The 14,564-nt window shown below is 71.5% G+C and carries 15 protein-coding genes; 2 read left to right on the plus strand and 13 right to left on the minus strand.

Annotated elements, in window-relative coordinates:
* Window positions 1-2 precede the first annotated feature (2 nt).
* On the minus strand, window positions 3-440 hold the full coding sequence (locus O0S08_RS12160; RefSeq protein WP_269039257.1) for an acyl-CoA thioesterase: 438 nt from the start codon (window positions 438-440) through the stop codon (window positions 3-5).
* Between the two features lie 22 nt (window positions 441-462).
* Between O0S08_RS12160 and O0S08_RS12165 the strand changes: the two genes are divergently transcribed.
* Entirely contained in the window at window positions 463-1,254 is a 792-nt protein-coding gene (locus tag O0S08_RS12165) for an enoyl-CoA hydratase/isomerase family protein (protein ID WP_269039258.1), read from the plus strand.
* A gap of 116 nt (window positions 1,255-1,370) precedes the next feature.
* On the opposite strand, the gene O0S08_RS12170 is transcribed toward O0S08_RS12165, so the two are convergent.
* The 12 genes from O0S08_RS12170 to O0S08_RS12225 form a co-directional block, all read right to left on the minus strand.
* Window positions 1,371-1,571 (minus strand): helix-turn-helix domain-containing protein, encoded by a 201-nt coding sequence (locus tag O0S08_RS12170; RefSeq protein WP_269039259.1) that lies wholly within the window; start codon window positions 1,569-1,571, stop codon window positions 1,371-1,373.
* An 85-nt stretch (window positions 1,572-1,656) separates the two neighbouring features.
* On the minus strand, window positions 1,657-2,919 hold the full coding sequence (locus tag O0S08_RS12175; protein WP_269039260.1) for a M24 family metallopeptidase: 1,263 nt from the start codon (window positions 2,917-2,919) through the stop codon (window positions 1,657-1,659).
* Window positions 2,920-3,214: 295 nt separating this feature from the next.
* A complete protein-coding gene (locus tag O0S08_RS12180) occupies window positions 3,215-3,928 on the minus strand; it encodes a hypothetical protein (protein WP_269039261.1) in 714 nt (237 codons plus the stop codon).
* Window positions 3,925-5,085, minus strand: a complete 1,161-nt coding sequence (locus tag O0S08_RS12185) for an AAA family ATPase (protein WP_269039262.1) — start codon at window positions 5,083-5,085, stop codon at window positions 3,925-3,927. Before O0S08_RS12185 ends, O0S08_RS12180 begins: the two co-directional genes overlap by 4 nt.
* Window positions 5,086-5,138: 53 nt before the next feature.
* The gene (locus O0S08_RS12190) at window positions 5,139-5,483 is read right to left on the minus strand and encodes a 2Fe-2S iron-sulfur cluster-binding protein (protein WP_269039263.1); all 345 of its coding nucleotides are present in this window, start codon (window positions 5,481-5,483) and stop codon (window positions 5,139-5,141) included.
* A 6-nt stretch (window positions 5,484-5,489) separates the two neighbouring features.
* Window positions 5,490-7,511, minus strand: coding sequence for a Fe-S protein assembly chaperone HscA (gene hscA / locus O0S08_RS12195; RefSeq protein ID WP_269039264.1), 2,022 nt, complete (start codon window positions 7,509-7,511; stop codon window positions 5,490-5,492).
* Window positions 7,508-8,020 carry a Fe-S protein assembly co-chaperone HscB gene (hscB, locus tag O0S08_RS12200; RefSeq protein WP_269039265.1) on the minus strand — a complete coding sequence of 171 codons (513 nt, stop codon included), beginning with the start codon at window positions 8,018-8,020 and terminating at the stop codon, window positions 7,508-7,510. Before hscB ends, hscA begins: the two co-directional genes overlap by 4 nt.
* A 125-nt stretch (window positions 8,021-8,145) precedes the next feature.
* Window positions 8,146-8,478 (minus strand): HesB/IscA family protein, encoded by a 333-nt coding sequence (locus O0S08_RS12205; protein ID WP_269039266.1) that lies wholly within the window; start codon window positions 8,476-8,478, stop codon window positions 8,146-8,148.
* A 5-nt stretch (window positions 8,479-8,483) separates the two neighbouring features.
* On the minus strand, window positions 8,484-8,894 hold the full coding sequence (gene iscU / locus O0S08_RS12210) for a Fe-S cluster assembly scaffold IscU (protein WP_269039267.1): 411 nt from the start codon (window positions 8,892-8,894) through the stop codon (window positions 8,484-8,486).
* Window positions 8,895-8,955: 61 nt separating this feature from the next.
* Window positions 8,956-10,182 carry an IscS subfamily cysteine desulfurase gene (locus O0S08_RS12215; RefSeq protein WP_269039268.1) on the minus strand — a complete coding sequence of 409 codons (1,227 nt, stop codon included), beginning with the start codon at window positions 10,180-10,182 and terminating at the stop codon, window positions 8,956-8,958.
* Window positions 10,179-10,970 carry a MerR family transcriptional regulator gene (locus tag O0S08_RS12220; RefSeq protein WP_269039269.1) on the minus strand — a complete coding sequence of 264 codons (792 nt, stop codon included), beginning with the start codon at window positions 10,968-10,970 and terminating at the stop codon, window positions 10,179-10,181. Before O0S08_RS12220 ends, O0S08_RS12215 begins: the two co-directional genes overlap by 4 nt.
* 252 nt (window positions 10,971-11,222) lie before the next feature.
* Entirely contained in the window at window positions 11,223-13,298 is a 2,076-nt protein-coding gene (locus tag O0S08_RS12225; protein WP_269039270.1) for a hypothetical protein, read from the minus strand.
* 155 nt (window positions 13,299-13,453) lie between these two features.
* Here O0S08_RS12225 and O0S08_RS12230 point away from each other — a divergent pair, with 155 nt between their 5' ends.
* The gene (locus O0S08_RS12230) at window positions 13,454-14,557 is read left to right on the plus strand and encodes a hypothetical protein (RefSeq protein ID WP_269039271.1); all 1,104 of its coding nucleotides are present in this window, start codon (window positions 13,454-13,456) and stop codon (window positions 14,555-14,557) included.
* Window positions 14,558-14,564: the final 7 nt, after the last annotated feature.

A 14,564-nucleotide genomic window follows, 5' to 3' on the forward strand; every position in this document is an offset into this window, starting at 1 on the left:
GCTCACTGCGCGACGACCAGCGGCTCGATGGCCGCGCGCAGGTCGGCCGGCAGCTCGACGGGGCGGCGGAAGGTCGGGCGGCGCGGGTCGAGGTCCATCACGACCGAGACTGTGGCGCCGGTGAGGCGCACGGGGGAGTCGGGCTCGCCGTGGGTGCGCACGCGGTAGGCGAAGCGGATCGAGGTGCGGCCGAGGCCGACGACGCGCTGCTCGACCGCGATCTCGTCGCCGAAGGCGACGGGGATCGCGAAGTCGGCCTCGGTGTGGACGGCGGGGAAGCCGATGCCGCGGCCGCGGACCATCTCGGAGTACCGCAGGCCCAGCACCTCGTCGAACCACGTCTCCATCGCCTCGTGGAAGAAGTGGAAGAAGCGCGGGAAGTAGACGATGCCGGCGGGATCGCAGTCGCCGAAGCCGACGCGGACGCGGTGGACGTGCACAGGATCGGGTATAAGCCCGGGCATGCCTCACGTCGAATACCACGCCGAGGGCGGCGTCGCCCAGCTCACGATCAACGTCCCGCCCGCCAACTGCTACTCGTACGCGATGATGCAGGACCTCGACGCGGCGATCCTCCGCGCCCGCTTCGACGCCGAGGCGCACGTGATCGTGGTCGTCGGCGCGGGCGAGAAGTTCTTCTGCGCCGGCGCCGACATCCGCATGCTCAAGGGCGCCGACCCGACGTTCAAGTACAACTTCTGCCTGCACGCGAACGAGACGATCGCGCGGCTCGAGCAGACGCCGAAGCTGGTCATCGCGGCGCTCAACGGCCACTGCGTCGGCGGCGGCCTCGAGATCGCGCTGGCCGCCGACCTCCGGATCGCCCGCCGCGGCGCCGGTCAGTGCGGCCTGCCCGAGGTGGCGCTCGGGGTGCTCCCAGGGACAGGCGGCACGCAGCGACTGACGCGCCTGATCGGCAAGTCGGCGGCGATCGAGCTGATGGCCGAGGGCCGGACGATGGACTTCGACGAGGCCCAGCGCCTCGGCGTCGTCAACAAGGTGTTCGACGCGCCGAGCGCCGCCGACTTCGTCGGCCAGGTCCGCGAGTACGCCAAGCGCTTCGTGCCGCCGGCCAAGGCGTCGCTGGCGGTCGGCCTGCTCAAGCGCGCCTGCCAGACCGGCGGCGAGCTCAGCCTGCTCGACGGGCTGGCGCTCGAGCGCGAGCTGCAGCAGCGGCTGTTTCAGAGCAGCGACGCCGCCGAGGGGTTGGCGGCCTACGTGGAGAAGCGGTCGCCGAATTTCACCGGGCGCTGACACAGTCCGCGCGCGCGGGCGCCCACGTCCGCGCGCTCGTCGATCGCGGAGCGTCGGCGTCGGTGCTCACCTGGCCGAAGAGCCATGTCGCACGCGCCGCCGCTCCGCCCCATCCACTAGGTCGTGGGCTCGCCACGACCGCCGCGCGCCGGCGGCCACTCGATGCCGAGCTTGATGATCCGCCGCTTGAGGGCGTGACGGGTGATGCCCAGCAGCTCCGCAGCGCCGACGATGTTTCCGGCGGTGTTGAGCGCCTCGGAGCACAGGCGCCGCTCCGCGGTCTCGAGGTTCAGGTCTTCAAGGATGAGCTGCGGCAATTTCCTCTCTCCGGTGTGTCAGGGCCTATACCACCCCGGCTTGCGCTCTTGGAGATCAAGGTCGCGCACGCAAAGGCGAGGCTCATCACCCGAACGGTGCGTCGATCGAACCGGCCCGCGGGCCGAATATCTCGGGCTCGCCCTCGGTGATCGCGACGATGTCCTCGAGGCGGACGCCGAGCTCACCAATCAAGTAGACACCTGGCTCGTCGGACATGGTCATGCCGGGGCGCAGCAGGTCCTGGTTGCCGCGCACGAGGTACGGGTCCTCGTGGGTCTGAAGGCCGATGCCGTGGCCGAGTCGATGCGTGAAGTTGCCGTAATCGGCAGCGTAGCCGGCCGCGGCGACCGCCGCGCGCGCGGCCGCGTCGGCCGCCTCGCACGTGCGACCCGGCCGCAGCTCGGCCAGCGCCGCCGTCTGGGCGCGATGGACCGCCTGCCACGCGCGCGCTTGCGCCGAAGAGACAGGTCCGAAGGGCCATGTCCGGGTGACGTCGGACTGGTAGCCGTGGAGCGCCCCGCCGGCGTCGACGAGCACGAGCTCGCCGCGAGCGAGCCGCTTCTCGCCCTGGGTTCCGTGCGGGAACGAGGCGTTGGCGCCGAAGAGGGCGAGCACCCAGGTGTCCGTGAGGCCAGCTGCGGTCTGGGCGGCGTGGACGAGTCCGGCGAGCTCACCTTCGGACATGCCCTCGGAGACATGCGCGGAAACGGCCCTCAGCGCGGCCTTGGTCGCCTCGTTGGCGCGCCGCAAGAGCGCGAGTTCGCTCGCGCTCTTGACCATGCGACAGCCGCGTAGCACGGGCGTGGCCGGAGCGATCTCGACCTCGCAGGCCGCGCGCGCGCCGTCGACGATGAACTGCCGGATCCACGGATCGACGCCGAGCTTGCCGCGCTCGCTCCCCGCCGCCCGCAGCGCCTCCGCCAGCCTGGCGTACGGCGATTCGTGCTCGTGCCACAGGTGCTGCGCGAGCCCGTCGCCGGCCCGCTCGCGCAGCGTCCGCGACTCGAAGGCCGGCGCCACGAGGGCCGCAGGACCGCGCGCCGGCAACAGGTAGAGCATCGGCCGCTCGCTCCGCCCCCAGCGGATGCCGGCGAAGTAGAGGAGCGAATCACCTGGCTCGAGGAGCATGGCCGAAAAGCCATGCTCCTGCATCAGCGCCTGCGCCCGCTCGCGCCGGCGCGCCCGCTCGTCGTCGCCGATCGGGGCGACGCCGTCGCAGGTGCCGGCCAGCGCGGCGAAGCGCTCGTCGGCGGCCGGGGCCGCAGTGGCGGCGGGCGAGCGAGCGGAGCGACATGACCCAAGAGACAGGGCAGCGAGCGTGCCGGTGACGAACGCGCGACGGTGCACGCGTCGACTATAGCCCCCGACCCCGCGGGCGGGCGCGCCGACAGCCGGTGGTCGCGGCGTGGTCTTCTTCAGATCACGCACGCGACCTACGATCGCCGGACCTCGCGGGCGCGGCAGGCGACAAGACCGCTCTTGTCCCCAAAAGTCGGGGCCCGATTCGGGCCCCCAGCGGAAGCGATACCTGGCGGCACGCCGCCCGCCGCGCCCACGAGGGACTTATTGCGATGGGCATCGTGGTCGGCCCGGGCGCCGGGCGTCCCTGTGTGTCGCTATCTCCGGGCGCGCCGCGGCCTGCTTACGGGCTGGTGGAGACGGGCGGGCAGGGGCCGAAGGCGGCGCGCAGGGCGGCGGCGAACGGGGCGAAGCCGGCGGGGCAGGCGACGCAGAGCTCGTCCGGGTCGGTGTGTCGCGCGATCTCTTCGCGCAGCTCGAGGCTGTCCGTCATCCGCCCGAGCTCCTCGGCGAGGCGCTGCAAGATGTGCTTCGGGCGACGCGAGCGATCGCCCGTGTTCTCGTAGAGGTCTTCGACAGGTCCCGAGGGACATGTCCTGGCGACCATATCAGGCGTGGTGCCGAGAGCCTCGGCGATGGCCCTGCGTGCTCCGAGCGTCCAGGCCTCGATCGAGCGCACCGCCACGCCGCAGACGATCGGGCAGCGCTCGCTCGTGTGGGCATGAGCGGCAGCGGGCAGGCCGCGGCGGTCGCGGTCGTTGTCCTCGTCCACGACGCATACGAGGCCGTCGACGAGGTGGATGCCGTGCTCGATCTGGAGCTGGGCGGCGCGGATCTTGGCCTCGTAGCCGAGAGTGCGCCGGGGACGGTTCTTGGGCTGGAAGCGGGCGAGCCGCGGGTGCGACCAGGGCATCGCCAGCGAGCCCGAGCTGTCGATGGCTGCGACGCTCTCGGCGAGGTGAGGCACGACGCCGCGCGCCGGGAACGGCTCGTCGGTGGGCCAGTCGGGGACGCCGATGTCGTGCTTGCCGTCGCCGAGGAACAGGACGCGCTTCACGGCTTCTTGCCCTCCACGAGGGCCTGCTCGCCGAGGAGGTACCACAGCTCGCCGGTGCCGAACTCGTCGAGGAGCTTGTGGACATCGGGGACGTCGCTCATCGGCGTGACGATGGTGCCGCGCTCGCGGTCTCGCTGGACGATCCGGACCTCTTCGGGTTGCGTGTAGTTGAGGAGGAGCGGGCTGTGCGTGGTGACGATGATCTGCCTCGGCGTGTTGCCGACAGCGCCGGTGCTGATCTTGCGGAGGAGCTCGACGACCTCTTGCAGGCGCGTCGGGTGGAGGCCGTTCTCCGGTTCTTCGACGAGGATCAGTCCGGGCTCGTCGCTGAAGGCGAGCGCCAAGAAGGCGGTCAGGAGCATCGCACCATCTGAGGCGTGGGCGCAGGGGATCGTGATGGCCGGCCCCTTCTTGGCGTTGGCGAGGACGAACTCGAGGGTCTTCGTGCCCGCATGTGCGGCGAGCGAGGGGAGCGCGATGCCGCTGAGCGTCGGAATCGCGGCATGCAGTGCCGTCTCGAGCCGGGCAATCGCCGTGCGATCGGGCCCCGAGAGAATACGATCGAGGACGGCCGCTAGATTGTCGCCGGTAGCAGAGAGGACCGCGTCGCGCGAGGTGAGTGCGGGCGTTCGCAGCGACTCCGGATTGAGGCGGAAGCGCGGTGCAGTGGCGAGCGAGTCGAGCGTGTCAAAGTTGACATGCGCAAACTGTGAGAAGAGCTCGTCGATATCAGTTCTTGGGTCCGAGGAACTGCCTGGCGGACCGAAGTGATCGGCGAGCCGCTCGCGCAAGCGGGTCTGTTTGAGGCTCGAAACCTCGACTTCTCCGACAGACGGCTTGGAAGCCAAATGCTCGCAGACTGGGCCGACAGGAGGAATTTCGAGGTCGTAGTACCAGGTCCGTCGCGCATGGGTGATGCGGAGCGCCCAGTTCATGCTTCCGGCATCCAACCCTTTCCACGCGAGATGCCGCCACTCGTCGTCGCCGCGGAAGATGTCGGCGAGCGGCTCGCGCATCGTGCGGCCGAGGATCCGCAGCGCGTCGAGGATGCTGGACTTGCCGCTGTCGTTCGGGCCGATGAGGACCGTGAACGGGCCGAACGCGAGGTCGACGTCGCGCAGGCACTTGAAGTTCTGGACGTGGAGGCGAGCGAGCATGCGGGTCGGCTACAGGATAGCTCGACTCGCGCGCCGCGGCAGGAGCGGGCGGCTCAGGGTTTACGGGCCTGGGGGTGCTCGTCGTACCAGGTGCGGATGGACTCCTGGGTGAGCTCGACGACGAGGTCGGTGGTGCCGACCTTGACCTGGCAGCCGAGGCGGCTGTAGGAGCGGACGTCGAAGCCCATGTCGAGGCGGTCGCTCTCGGCGTCGGACATCTCGGGCAGGCTGCCGAGGCCCTGACGGACGTAGCAGTGGCACGAGGAGCAGGCGCACACGCCTCCGCAGGCGGAGCCCATCATGATGTCGTGGCGCTCGGCCAGGTCGAGGAGGGTCTCGCCGGGCTCGGCCTCGACGACCTTGGTGCCATGGGGGCCGATGAAGGTGACGTTCGGCATGCGTTCTCAGGGCTCTTCGGGGTCGAGCAGCTCGGGGGTGTGGCCGGCCCGCTTCTCCTGCAGGGCGTCTTCGTCGGCCAGCGCGCGCTCGATGTCGTGGAGGCTCTTGCCGGCCATGCCGGCGTTGAGGGCCCGCTCCATGCGGCGGCGGGCGAACGGCTCGCTGACCTTCTCGAGCGCCGTGCGGGCGCGGTTCAGCGGGTCGGCGACGGCGTCGGGGTCGGCCATCGCCGCGTCGGCGGCGGCGAGGGCGGCCTCGAGGCGGGCGCGCTCGTCCTCGGGCAGGAGTTCGCGCAGGTGGCCGACCTCGGTGACGGCTGTCCTCAAGGCCAGGACGACGCGGCCGAGCTCGACGCGCGCCTCGGCGGCGTTGCGGCGGGCGTAGTCGTCGCCGGCGTGGTCGAGGCTCTCCATCACCAGGCGGTCGACCTCGGCCTCGGACAGGCCGTAGGTCGGCTTGACCTCGACCGACTGGCGCACGCCGGTCATCAGCTCGCGCGCGGACACGGTGAGGAGGGCGTCGGCGTCGAGCTGGAAGGTGACCTCGACGCGGGCCATCGACGGCGGCAGGCGCGGGATGCCCTTGAGGTCGAAGCGGGCCAGGCTGCGACAGTCGCGGGCCAGCTCGCGCTCGCCCTGGACGACGTGGATGACCATGCCGGTCTGGTGCTCGGCGTAGTTGGTGAACACCTGGCGCGCGGCGATCGGGATGGTCGCGTTGCGCGGGATGATCTTCTCGACGATCCCGCCCATCGTCTCGAGGCCGAGCGAGAGCGGGACGACGTCGAGCAGGGTCACGCCCTCGCGCGCCGAGCCGCTGAGGATGTCGGCCTGGATCGCCGCGCCCCAGGCGACGACCTCGTCGGGGTCGATGTCGGCCAGTGGCGGGCGCTTGAAGGTCTCGGCCACGAGCTCGCGGATCTTCGGCACCCGCGTCGAGCCGCCGACGAGGACCACGCCGTCGAGCTCGGGCGCGCGCAGGCCGGCGTCCTTGAGCGCCTGGCGGCAGGCGCGGAGGGTCCGCTGGGCCAGCGGCTCGATCAGGGCCTCGAACTCGCCGCGCGTGACCTCGAGCTCGGACAGGCCGGGCAGGGCCACGCGCGTGGCTGTCTCTCCGGTCAGGCGCTCCTTGGCCGCGCGGGCGGCGATGCGGGCGGCGTCGAGCTGGAAGCGGCTGGGCTCGCCGACGCCTGACCTTTGGAGCAGGTGGGCCGCGAGCGCCCGGTCGAAGTCGTCGCCGCCGAGGGCGCTGTCGCCCCCGGTCGCCAGCACCTGGAACACGCCCTTGTGCAGGCGGAGGATCGAGATGTCGAAGGTGCCGCCGCCGAGGTCGTAGACGGCGAACAGGCCCTCGCCGCCGCGGTCGAGGCCGTAGGCGAGGGCGGCGGCGGTCGGCTCGGCGAGCAGGCGGTAGACCTGGAGGCCGGCGATCCGCCCGGCGTCGCGGGTGGCCTGGCGCTGGGCCTCGTCGAAGTAGGCCGGGACGGTGATCACCGCGCCGTCGCACGGCTCGCCCAGCTCGGCCTCGGCGCGCAGCTTGAGCTCGCGCAAGATCGCCGCCGAGACCTCCGTCGGGGTGACGCGGCGCGACTGCGCCTCGCCCGACGAGCCGGGAGGCGAGCCGACCTGCGAGCCGGGAGGCGAGCCGATGTCGATGCGCAACAGGCCGGGTGTCTCTTCGGACAGGTGATACGGGTGGGCGAAGTGGATGTCGGAGAGGCCGCGACCCATCAGCCGCTTGACGCTGCTGATCACCTGCCCCGGGTGCTCGGCCTGCAGCGCCTGGGCGGCGCGGCCGACCAGCGGCGGGTCGGTGGTGTAGGCGACCACCGAGGGGACGAGGCCGCTGCCCGAGCTGTCCCGAAGGACACGGGGGGCGGCGCCGTGGGGGGCGAGGGCGACGAGGCTGTTGGTGGTGCCGAGGTCGATGCCGATCCCGCGGCCGGGGCGGCGCTGGGCGCGGCGCTGGTCGGTCGGCTCGGCGATCTGGAACAGCGCGCCGGTGTCGTGGATGGAGACGCTGGTCATGGGGCGCTGCTGTCGGTCTCGTCGAGGAATCGCTGGAAGTAGCGGCGGGCCACCAGGTGCTCGGCGGCGCGGCGGAACTCGCCGGCGTCGAGGGCCGCGACCGCGGCGTCGAGGGCCGCGTCGCCGCGGGCCTCGACGTCGTCGCGCAGGGCGGCGACGCCGTCCGGGCCGCCGTCCTCCAGGCGCTCGCGCAGGTCGATCATCTCGAGCAGGAAGGCCTGGGTCGGGTGCGGCGCGCCGCGCTCGGGGTCGGTGCTGTCGAGGTCGATGCCGCCGAGCTTGACGAGCGCCTCGGCCCGCAGGACCGGATCTCGCAAGACGCGATAGGCGGCGTTGACGGCGCTGGCGCGCTCGACGGCGGCGCGGCGGGCGGCGGTGCCCTCGCCGACGACGTTGTCGGGGTGGGCCGCCCGCGACAGCTCGAGGTAACGCTGCTCGATCGCCTCGCGCGCGGCGGCGTGCCGGCGCGGCAGGTCGAACAGGGCGAATGGGTCGATGTCGACGGACATGGCCGGAGAGTCGAAGAGAACAGGTCCGAAGGGACAGGCCCGCTCGAACAGGGCCGATGGAACAGGCCCGAAAGAGCAGGTCCGAGAGGGCAGAGGGTCGCCGGCCCCGCTGCGGCGGGCGGCGGCTAGAACGAGATCGACTCGCCGCAGCCGCAGGCGTCCTTGGTGTTGGGGTTCTTGAACTTGAACCCGTGGCCGCGGATCCCGGTCTCGAAGTCGACCTCGGTGCCGTCGAGGTAGAACAGGCTCTTGGGGTCGACGACGACGCGCACGCCGTCCTGCTCGACGACCAGGTCGTTGGCCCGGGGCGGCTTGTCGTCGAATTCGAACAGGTACGAGTAGCCGGTGCAGCCGCCGCCGCGGATGCCGAGGCGGATGCACGCCTGCGGGGTGCCGCGGCGGGCAAGCTGGTCGCGCATGATCTTGGCGGCGCGCGAGGTGACGGTGAGGCTGGGCATGACGGTCAGTGCTCGGGCTCGCTCTCGGGGTCGGGCGCGGCGCCTTGCTTCTGCTGGAAGTCGCGGATCGCGGCCTTGATCGCGTCCTCGGCGAGCACGGAGCAGTGGATCTTCACCGGCGGCAGCGACAGCTCCTCGGCGATCTGGCTGTTCTTGATCTGCATGGCCTGGTCGACGCTCATGCCCTTGACCCACTCGGTCACGAGGCTCGAGCTGGCGATCGCGGAGCCGCAGCCGTAGGTCTTGAACTTGGCGTCGGTGATGACGCCGTTCTCGACCTTGATCTGGAGCTTCATGACGTCGCCGCAGGCGGGCGCGCCGACGATGCCGGTGCCGACGCTCGCGTCGCCCTTGTCGAGGCTGCCGACGTTGCGCGGGTGCTCGTAGTGGTCGATGACTTTGTTGCTGTACGCCATGGCGGTTCTCTTCGGACCCGGGTGCGGGGTAGTGATTGGGCCCGGAGGCCCGAGAAGTCAATCAGTGCGGGGTCCACTCGATGGTGCGCAGGTCGATGCCCTCCTGGACCATCTCCCACAGCGGGGACATGTCGCGCAGGCGAGCGACCTCGCGCTGGATGAGGTCCGCGACGAAGTCGAGCTCCTCGCGGGTGGTGAACCGGCCGATCGTGATGCGCAGGCTCGAGTGCGCCAGCTCGTCGTCGAGGCCCATGGCCCGCAGGACGTAGCTGGGCTCCAGGCTGGCCGAGGTGCAGGCCGAGCCGGAGGAGACGGCGATGTCCTTGAGTCCCATGAGCAGGCTCTCGCCCTCGACGTAGGCGAAGCTGATGTTGAGGGTTCCGGGCAGGCGATGCTCGAGCGAACCGTTGACGATCGCGTGCGGGATCTCCGTGACCAGGCGCCGGCGCAGGTGCTCGCGCAGCTCCAGGATGCGGGCCGACTCGCTGGCCAGCTCCTCGCGCGCCAGCTTGGCCGCGTAGCCGAAGCCGACGATGCCCGGGACGTTGAGGGTGCCGGAGCGGGTGCCGCGCTCGTGGCCGCCGCCGTGGAGCTGCGGGGCGATCCGGACGCGCGGCTTGCGGCGGCGGATGTAGAGCGCGCCGACGCCCTTGGGCCCGTAGAGCTTGTGGGCGCTGAGGCTGGCGAGGTCGATGTTCATCGCCTCGACGTCGACCGGGATCTTGCCGAACGCCTGCACCGCGTCGGTGTGGAACAGGACCCCGGCGGCCCGGCAGGCGGCGCCGATCTCGGTGACCGGGTTGAGCACGCCGGTCTCGTTGTTGGCGATCATCAGCGAGACCAGCGCGGTGTCGGGCCGGATCGCCGCGGCGACCTGCTCCGGCGTGACGCGGCCGTCCTGCGCGACCGGCAGGTAGGTGACCTCGCAGCCGTGGCGCTCGAGGTGCTTGCAGGTGTCCAGGACCGCCTTGTGCTCGGTGACCGCGGTGACGATGTGCTTCTTGCCGGCCTCGGCCAGGTACTCGATCACGCCCTTGATCGCCAGGTTGTTCGACTCGGTCGCGCCGCTGGTGAAGGTGATCTCCTTCGGGTCGGCGTTGAGCGAGGTGGCGATCTCGCGGCGCGCGGCCTCGACGGCCTCCTCGGCCTGCCACCCGAACACGTGGGTGCGGCTGGCGGCGTTGCCGTAGCGGTCGCTGAAGTACGGCAACATGGCCTCGAGGACACGTGGGTCGACGGGGCAGGTGGCGGCGTAGTCGAGGTAGATCGGGCGCTTGGTGTCGGTCATGGGAAGGTCCCCTCGGCGTCGGTGGGGGCGGCGGCTCGCTCGGCGGGGCGCCCGGCGAACTCGCCCGGTCGCGCGGCCAGCTCGGGGCCGGCTGTCCGCACGGACAGGTCAGAGGAAGGTGTCCTCGGGGACAGGTCGGCTGTCCGCGAGGACAGCTCGGAGGCCCGCGAGGAGAGATCGGAGGTCCGCGAGGAGAGCTCGGCGGGTCGGCCGCCGGAGGCCGCGGTCTCGATCGCGCAGGCCCGGACCGGCTGCTCGCCGCCGGGCTTGCGGTGGATGCCGACCACCAGCGACGGGGTCGGCTCGTCGCTGCGGCGCTCGCTGATGCAGTTGGTGCAGGCGTCCGGCTTGGCAGGCTCCTGGCAGAGGCGGCAACCCTCGAGGTAGGCCAGACTTTCGGACAGGTCGCGCTCGAGCTGCAAGAGCCGGGTGACCTGCGCCCGGGTGTCGTCGAGCTTGCCGCGGAACAGCTCACGCACGCTGTTCATCGCCTCCGGCGCGGTCTGCGAGGCGGCCACGGTGCCCAGGAGGCTCTGGATCTGCGGCAGGCTGAAGCCGATGTCCTGGAGCTTGGTGATCCAGTAGACCCGGGCGACCTCGTCGGGACCGTACAGGCGGAAGCCGCCCTCGGTCCGGGCGCTCGGGACGAGCAGGCCCATCTCCTCGTAGAGGTGCAGGGCCCGCGGGGTCTTGCCGGTCTTGCGCGCGAGCTCGCCGATCTTGATCCGGCCGGGCCGCGTCACGCCGGCGGTCGGTGCGAGCGTGGGCTTGGCTTCGCTGATGCTCATGAGGCCCTCAACCTGTCGTCGGGAGGAAGGTATCTCTTACGTACACGTAAGAGTTGAGGCGGTGGTCAAAAACTGACATGCGGGCGCTTCGCTGTCAACCGCCGTTTCCTGCGAGAAAACGCGGCTGAAAAGCTCTCGGGCGACCGCGGAATGGCCGGGACCAGTCCGCGATCGCCCGAGGATTCAGGCGCTAAGCTCACGTGCACGTGCGAGTCGGGAAGACTTCAGCGCGGAGCCGCGCGCGCCTCGCCGTCACTCCGAGCGGCCGGCGCGCTTGGGCGGCACCCGCTCCACCTTGGTGGCGTCGATCTTGAGACCACCGGTCGTCGGGGTCTCGGTCTTCGGGGTCTCGGTCTTCGGAGTCTCGGTCTTCGGGGTCTCGGTCTTCGGAGTCTCGGTCTTCGGAGTCTCGGTCTTCGGAGTCTCGGTCTTCGGAGTCTCGACCTTCTTCTCCTCGACCTTCTTCTCCTCGACCTTCGGGGCCTCGGCCACCGGGGCCTCGGCCACGACCGGCGGCGGCGCGTCGATGACCGGGCGGAGGAACGCGGCCACGCCACCGGCAGCGAGCAGCAGCGCCGGCGCCGAACCGCCGACCAGCGCGCCCGCGCCGCCCTGACCGGCGCGGGTCTGGTAGGCGGCGATCCGCGGCGAGTTGGGGTACTTGGCGGCGAGATCGGCGAAGGCCTTGACCGGGTCGGCGCTGGTCGCCGCGGCGAGGGCCGCCTTGCCCTCCTCGTCGGTGGTGTTGCCGATCGACTGCACCGCGACGTGGATCACGGCGGCGTTCTGGTGCTCGCTGATCCACATCGTGGTGCTCGACAGCGGGGCGACGACGTTGAGGGCCGAGCGGGCGTTGCTCGACGAGTAGCCGGGGAGGCTGGCGAGGGCGCCGTCGAGGAGCTTGAGCAGCTCGGGGCTCTGCAGGCCGTCGAGCGGGACGTGGCCGACGAAGCCGACCTCGCCGGCGCGCAGCCCGGCGGCCAGAGCGGGCGGCAGGGCGGCGATGGTGGCCTCGCTGTTGGCGGCGGCCTTGACCAGGCCGACCTTGCCCGCGTCGGCGCCGACGACCGCGGCCAGGGTGCCCTCGGCCGGGAACACCCAGGCGTCGAGCGAGAGGCCGAGCTGGTCGGCCAGCGCCTTGGCCTGCGGGACGCCGCTGGCGCCGAGGTGCAGCGCCTTGATCTTGTCGGCCCCGACGGTCACGTTCTCGGCCTTGAAGGAGACCTTGCTGCCGGGGACGTCGGGGATCGGCTTGTTGTGGATCATCGGGCCGCCGAACGCGACCGCGAGGTCGGCGAGCGGGGCCAGCGAGCTGGTGTCGCTGAAGCCGAAGCGGGCCTGAAGGGCGGCCGGGTCGGCGCTGCCGCCGAACAGGACCTCGCCGGTGAAGGCGCTCACGGTGGCGCTGAACGGCGGCGGCACCTCGTTCAGGCCCTTCTTCTTGAGCTCGTCGATGTCGAGCTTCATCCACATGAAGCCGGTGCCGGCCGGGGCGAACTTCAGCAGCTCGGCCTGACCCGGGGCGAGGGTGGTGACCAGGTCCTTGGCGTCCGACGGGGCGCTGACGTGGAAGGTCGCGCCGCCGGCCGGCTTGTCGAGGCCGAAGTGGAGGTCGCCGTCGCTGACGTAGCCGAACAGCGCCAGGTCGTCGACCGCGACCGCCGGCAGGGCGGTGTTCAGGCGGGTGCGCGCGGCCTTGCCGTCGCCCGGCTTGTAGGTGGCGAGGGTCGCCTGGTCCTTGGCACAGGTGACGTAGCCGGGCCGCCCGGCGGTGGCCTGACACTCGGCGGTGGCGGCGTCGGGGATCTTCAGGGAGGCGAGCAGGCCCTTGGCGGCCTCGGCGCTGCTGGCCGAGAAGGTGATCACGGTGTCGTCGCCGCCCGTGAGCGAGGTGCTGGTGACGACGATGCCGCGCGCGAGGTCGGTGCCGGCCTTGGACAGGGCTTCCTTGGCGTCGGCGACGCCGTGCTTGAACAGGGCGAAGCTCTCGGTCAGCCGCGAGGTCTGGTCGGGCGAAGTGGCGCTGACGAGCGTGGTGAGCGGCTGCTCGAAGGTGCCCGCGGCGGTCTCGGCGAGCGAGAGGAGCGCGTCGGGGGCCTTGAAGACGACGTAGGAGGTGGCGCCGTCGTGGACCAGGCCGAGCAGCTCGTCGACGGTCGCCGGCCCGGTCGGGGCGGGCGGCGCGGCTACCGCCGGGGCCGGCGGCGCCTTGGCGTCTACCGCAGTCTTGGTGTCCGCGGCCTTTTGTTCGCCCCCCGAGGAGGCTGGATTGCACGCGACGAGCAGCATCAGCGTGCTCAGAGGGAGGGACAGGCGGGGGTTCGACATGCGGCGCATGGTAGCGAAAAGCGGGGTGGGTGTGTGATAAGCGGGGCGCGATATCGCGCTGGACGAATGCGGCGGTCGGCCGTGCGGCCCACGACCGACCGTGCGATGCTCCGCGCGTGCTTCGCCCATACTCGACCGGATTTATCCTGGCTTTCGTGGCTTCCTGCGGCGATCCGGGGACCTCGCGCCTGCAACAGCGAGACGGCGACGCGGCGCCCGGAAAGGCCGCGCCGGAGGTCCAGACGCCCGTGGGGGCCCAGCGCCCCGCGACGCCGGCCGATTCGCCGTCCAAGGCCGATCCTTCGCAACCGCAGAGCCCGGCGCAACCGTCCGAGACGGCGGAGATCCGCCTGGCCCTTCGGGAAGGTTCGGCCTACCGCGTGACGACGATCGGCAACGTCCGCTTCGGCTCGCTGGTCCAGCCGACCGGCTTCGCCCGCGAGGAGCGGCTGACGCTCAAGGACTGCGACGGCGAGGGCTTCACCCGCGCGTGCACGCTCGAGCACCGCTACGTGAACTTCGAGGCCGAGCCGCCGAACGGCAAGTTCCTCGACAACGACGAGAAGGCGGTCCATCAGCTGGTGACGACGCACCGCCTGCTGGCGACCGGCGAGCGACCGGGGACGACGTCGATCACCGGTCCCAAGGAGCAGGCGGAGAGCAAGCCCGGCCAGGCGCTGGTCGACGCCAATCGCTTCTTCTGCATCCGCTTCCCGGAGGAGGCGATCGGGGTCGGCGCCAAGTGGCGCTCGAAGTGCCAGATGCGCTCCGGCGGGGTGATCGACACGCGCGACGTGCTGTGGGAGCTGAAGAAGCTCGAGCGCGACCCCGACACCGGGCTGCGTGCCGAGCTGTCGTACATCGGCGAGTACACGTCGCCCGGCGCGAAGGCGCCGCTCGAGGGGGTGGTCCGCGGGACGCTGCTGTTCTTCGTCGACGCCGGCGAGCCGCACCTGCTGCGCGAGGAGTTCCAGACCGCGACCGACAAGGCGAGCGCCTACAAGACGCACACGACGCTGGCCTATCAGTTCGTCAAGCTGGTGCCGGGACCCGACGGCAAGGAGGTGGCGATGCGCACCGACGGCAAGCCGTTCCCGGAGACGCCGGCGATCAACGAGGGCCCGGCCGGGGAGGCGACGCCCGCCGCGGGCGAGGCGAAGGCCGGCGCGAAACCGGAGGGCGAGGCGAAGGCCGGGGCGAAGACGGGCGAGGCGAAGGAGCCCAGGGGCGCGGGCGGGGCGGTCTCGGCCGGGGGTTGAAGGTCGG

Source organism: Nannocystis punicea, from assembly GCF_026965555.1.
Classification (GTDB): Bacteria; Myxococcota_A; Polyangia; order Nannocystales; family Nannocystaceae; genus Nannocystis; species Nannocystis punicea.

What these genes read in the sequence shown, in the direction of transcription:
- O0S08_RS12165 (WP_269039258.1), top strand. Translation starts at nt 463, where the DNA reads ATGCCTCACGTCGAATACCACGCCGAGGGCGGCGTCGCCCAGCTCACG.
- O0S08_RS12185 (WP_269039262.1), bottom strand. Translation starts at nt 5,085, where the DNA reads ATGCTCGCTCGCCTCCACGTCCAGAACTTCAAGTGCCTGCGCGACGTC.
- O0S08_RS12190 (WP_269039263.1), bottom strand. Translation starts at nt 5,483, where the DNA reads ATGCCGAACGTCACCTTCATCGGCCCCCATGGCACCAAGGTCGTCGAG.
- hscA (WP_269039264.1), bottom strand. Translation starts at nt 7,511, where the DNA reads ATGACCAGCGTCTCCATCCACGACACCGGCGCGCTGTTCCAGATCGCC.
- hscB (WP_269039265.1), bottom strand. Translation starts at nt 8,020, where the DNA reads ATGTCCGTCGACATCGACCCATTCGCCCTGTTCGACCTGCCGCGCCGG.
- O0S08_RS12205 (WP_269039266.1), bottom strand. Translation starts at nt 8,478, where the DNA reads ATGCCCAGCCTCACCGTCACCTCGCGCGCCGCCAAGATCATGCGCGAC.
- iscU (WP_269039267.1), bottom strand. Translation starts at nt 8,894, where the DNA reads ATGGCGTACAGCAACAAAGTCATCGACCACTACGAGCACCCGCGCAAC.
- O0S08_RS12215 (WP_269039268.1), bottom strand. Translation starts at nt 10,182, where the DNA reads ATGACCGACACCAAGCGCCCGATCTACCTCGACTACGCCGCCACCTGC.
- O0S08_RS12220 (WP_269039269.1), bottom strand. Translation starts at nt 10,970, where the DNA reads ATGAGCATCAGCGAAGCCAAGCCCACGCTCGCACCGACCGCCGGCGTG.
- O0S08_RS12225 (WP_269039270.1), bottom strand. Translation starts at nt 13,298, where the DNA reads ATGTCGAACCCCCGCCTGTCCCTCCCTCTGAGCACGCTGATGCTGCTC.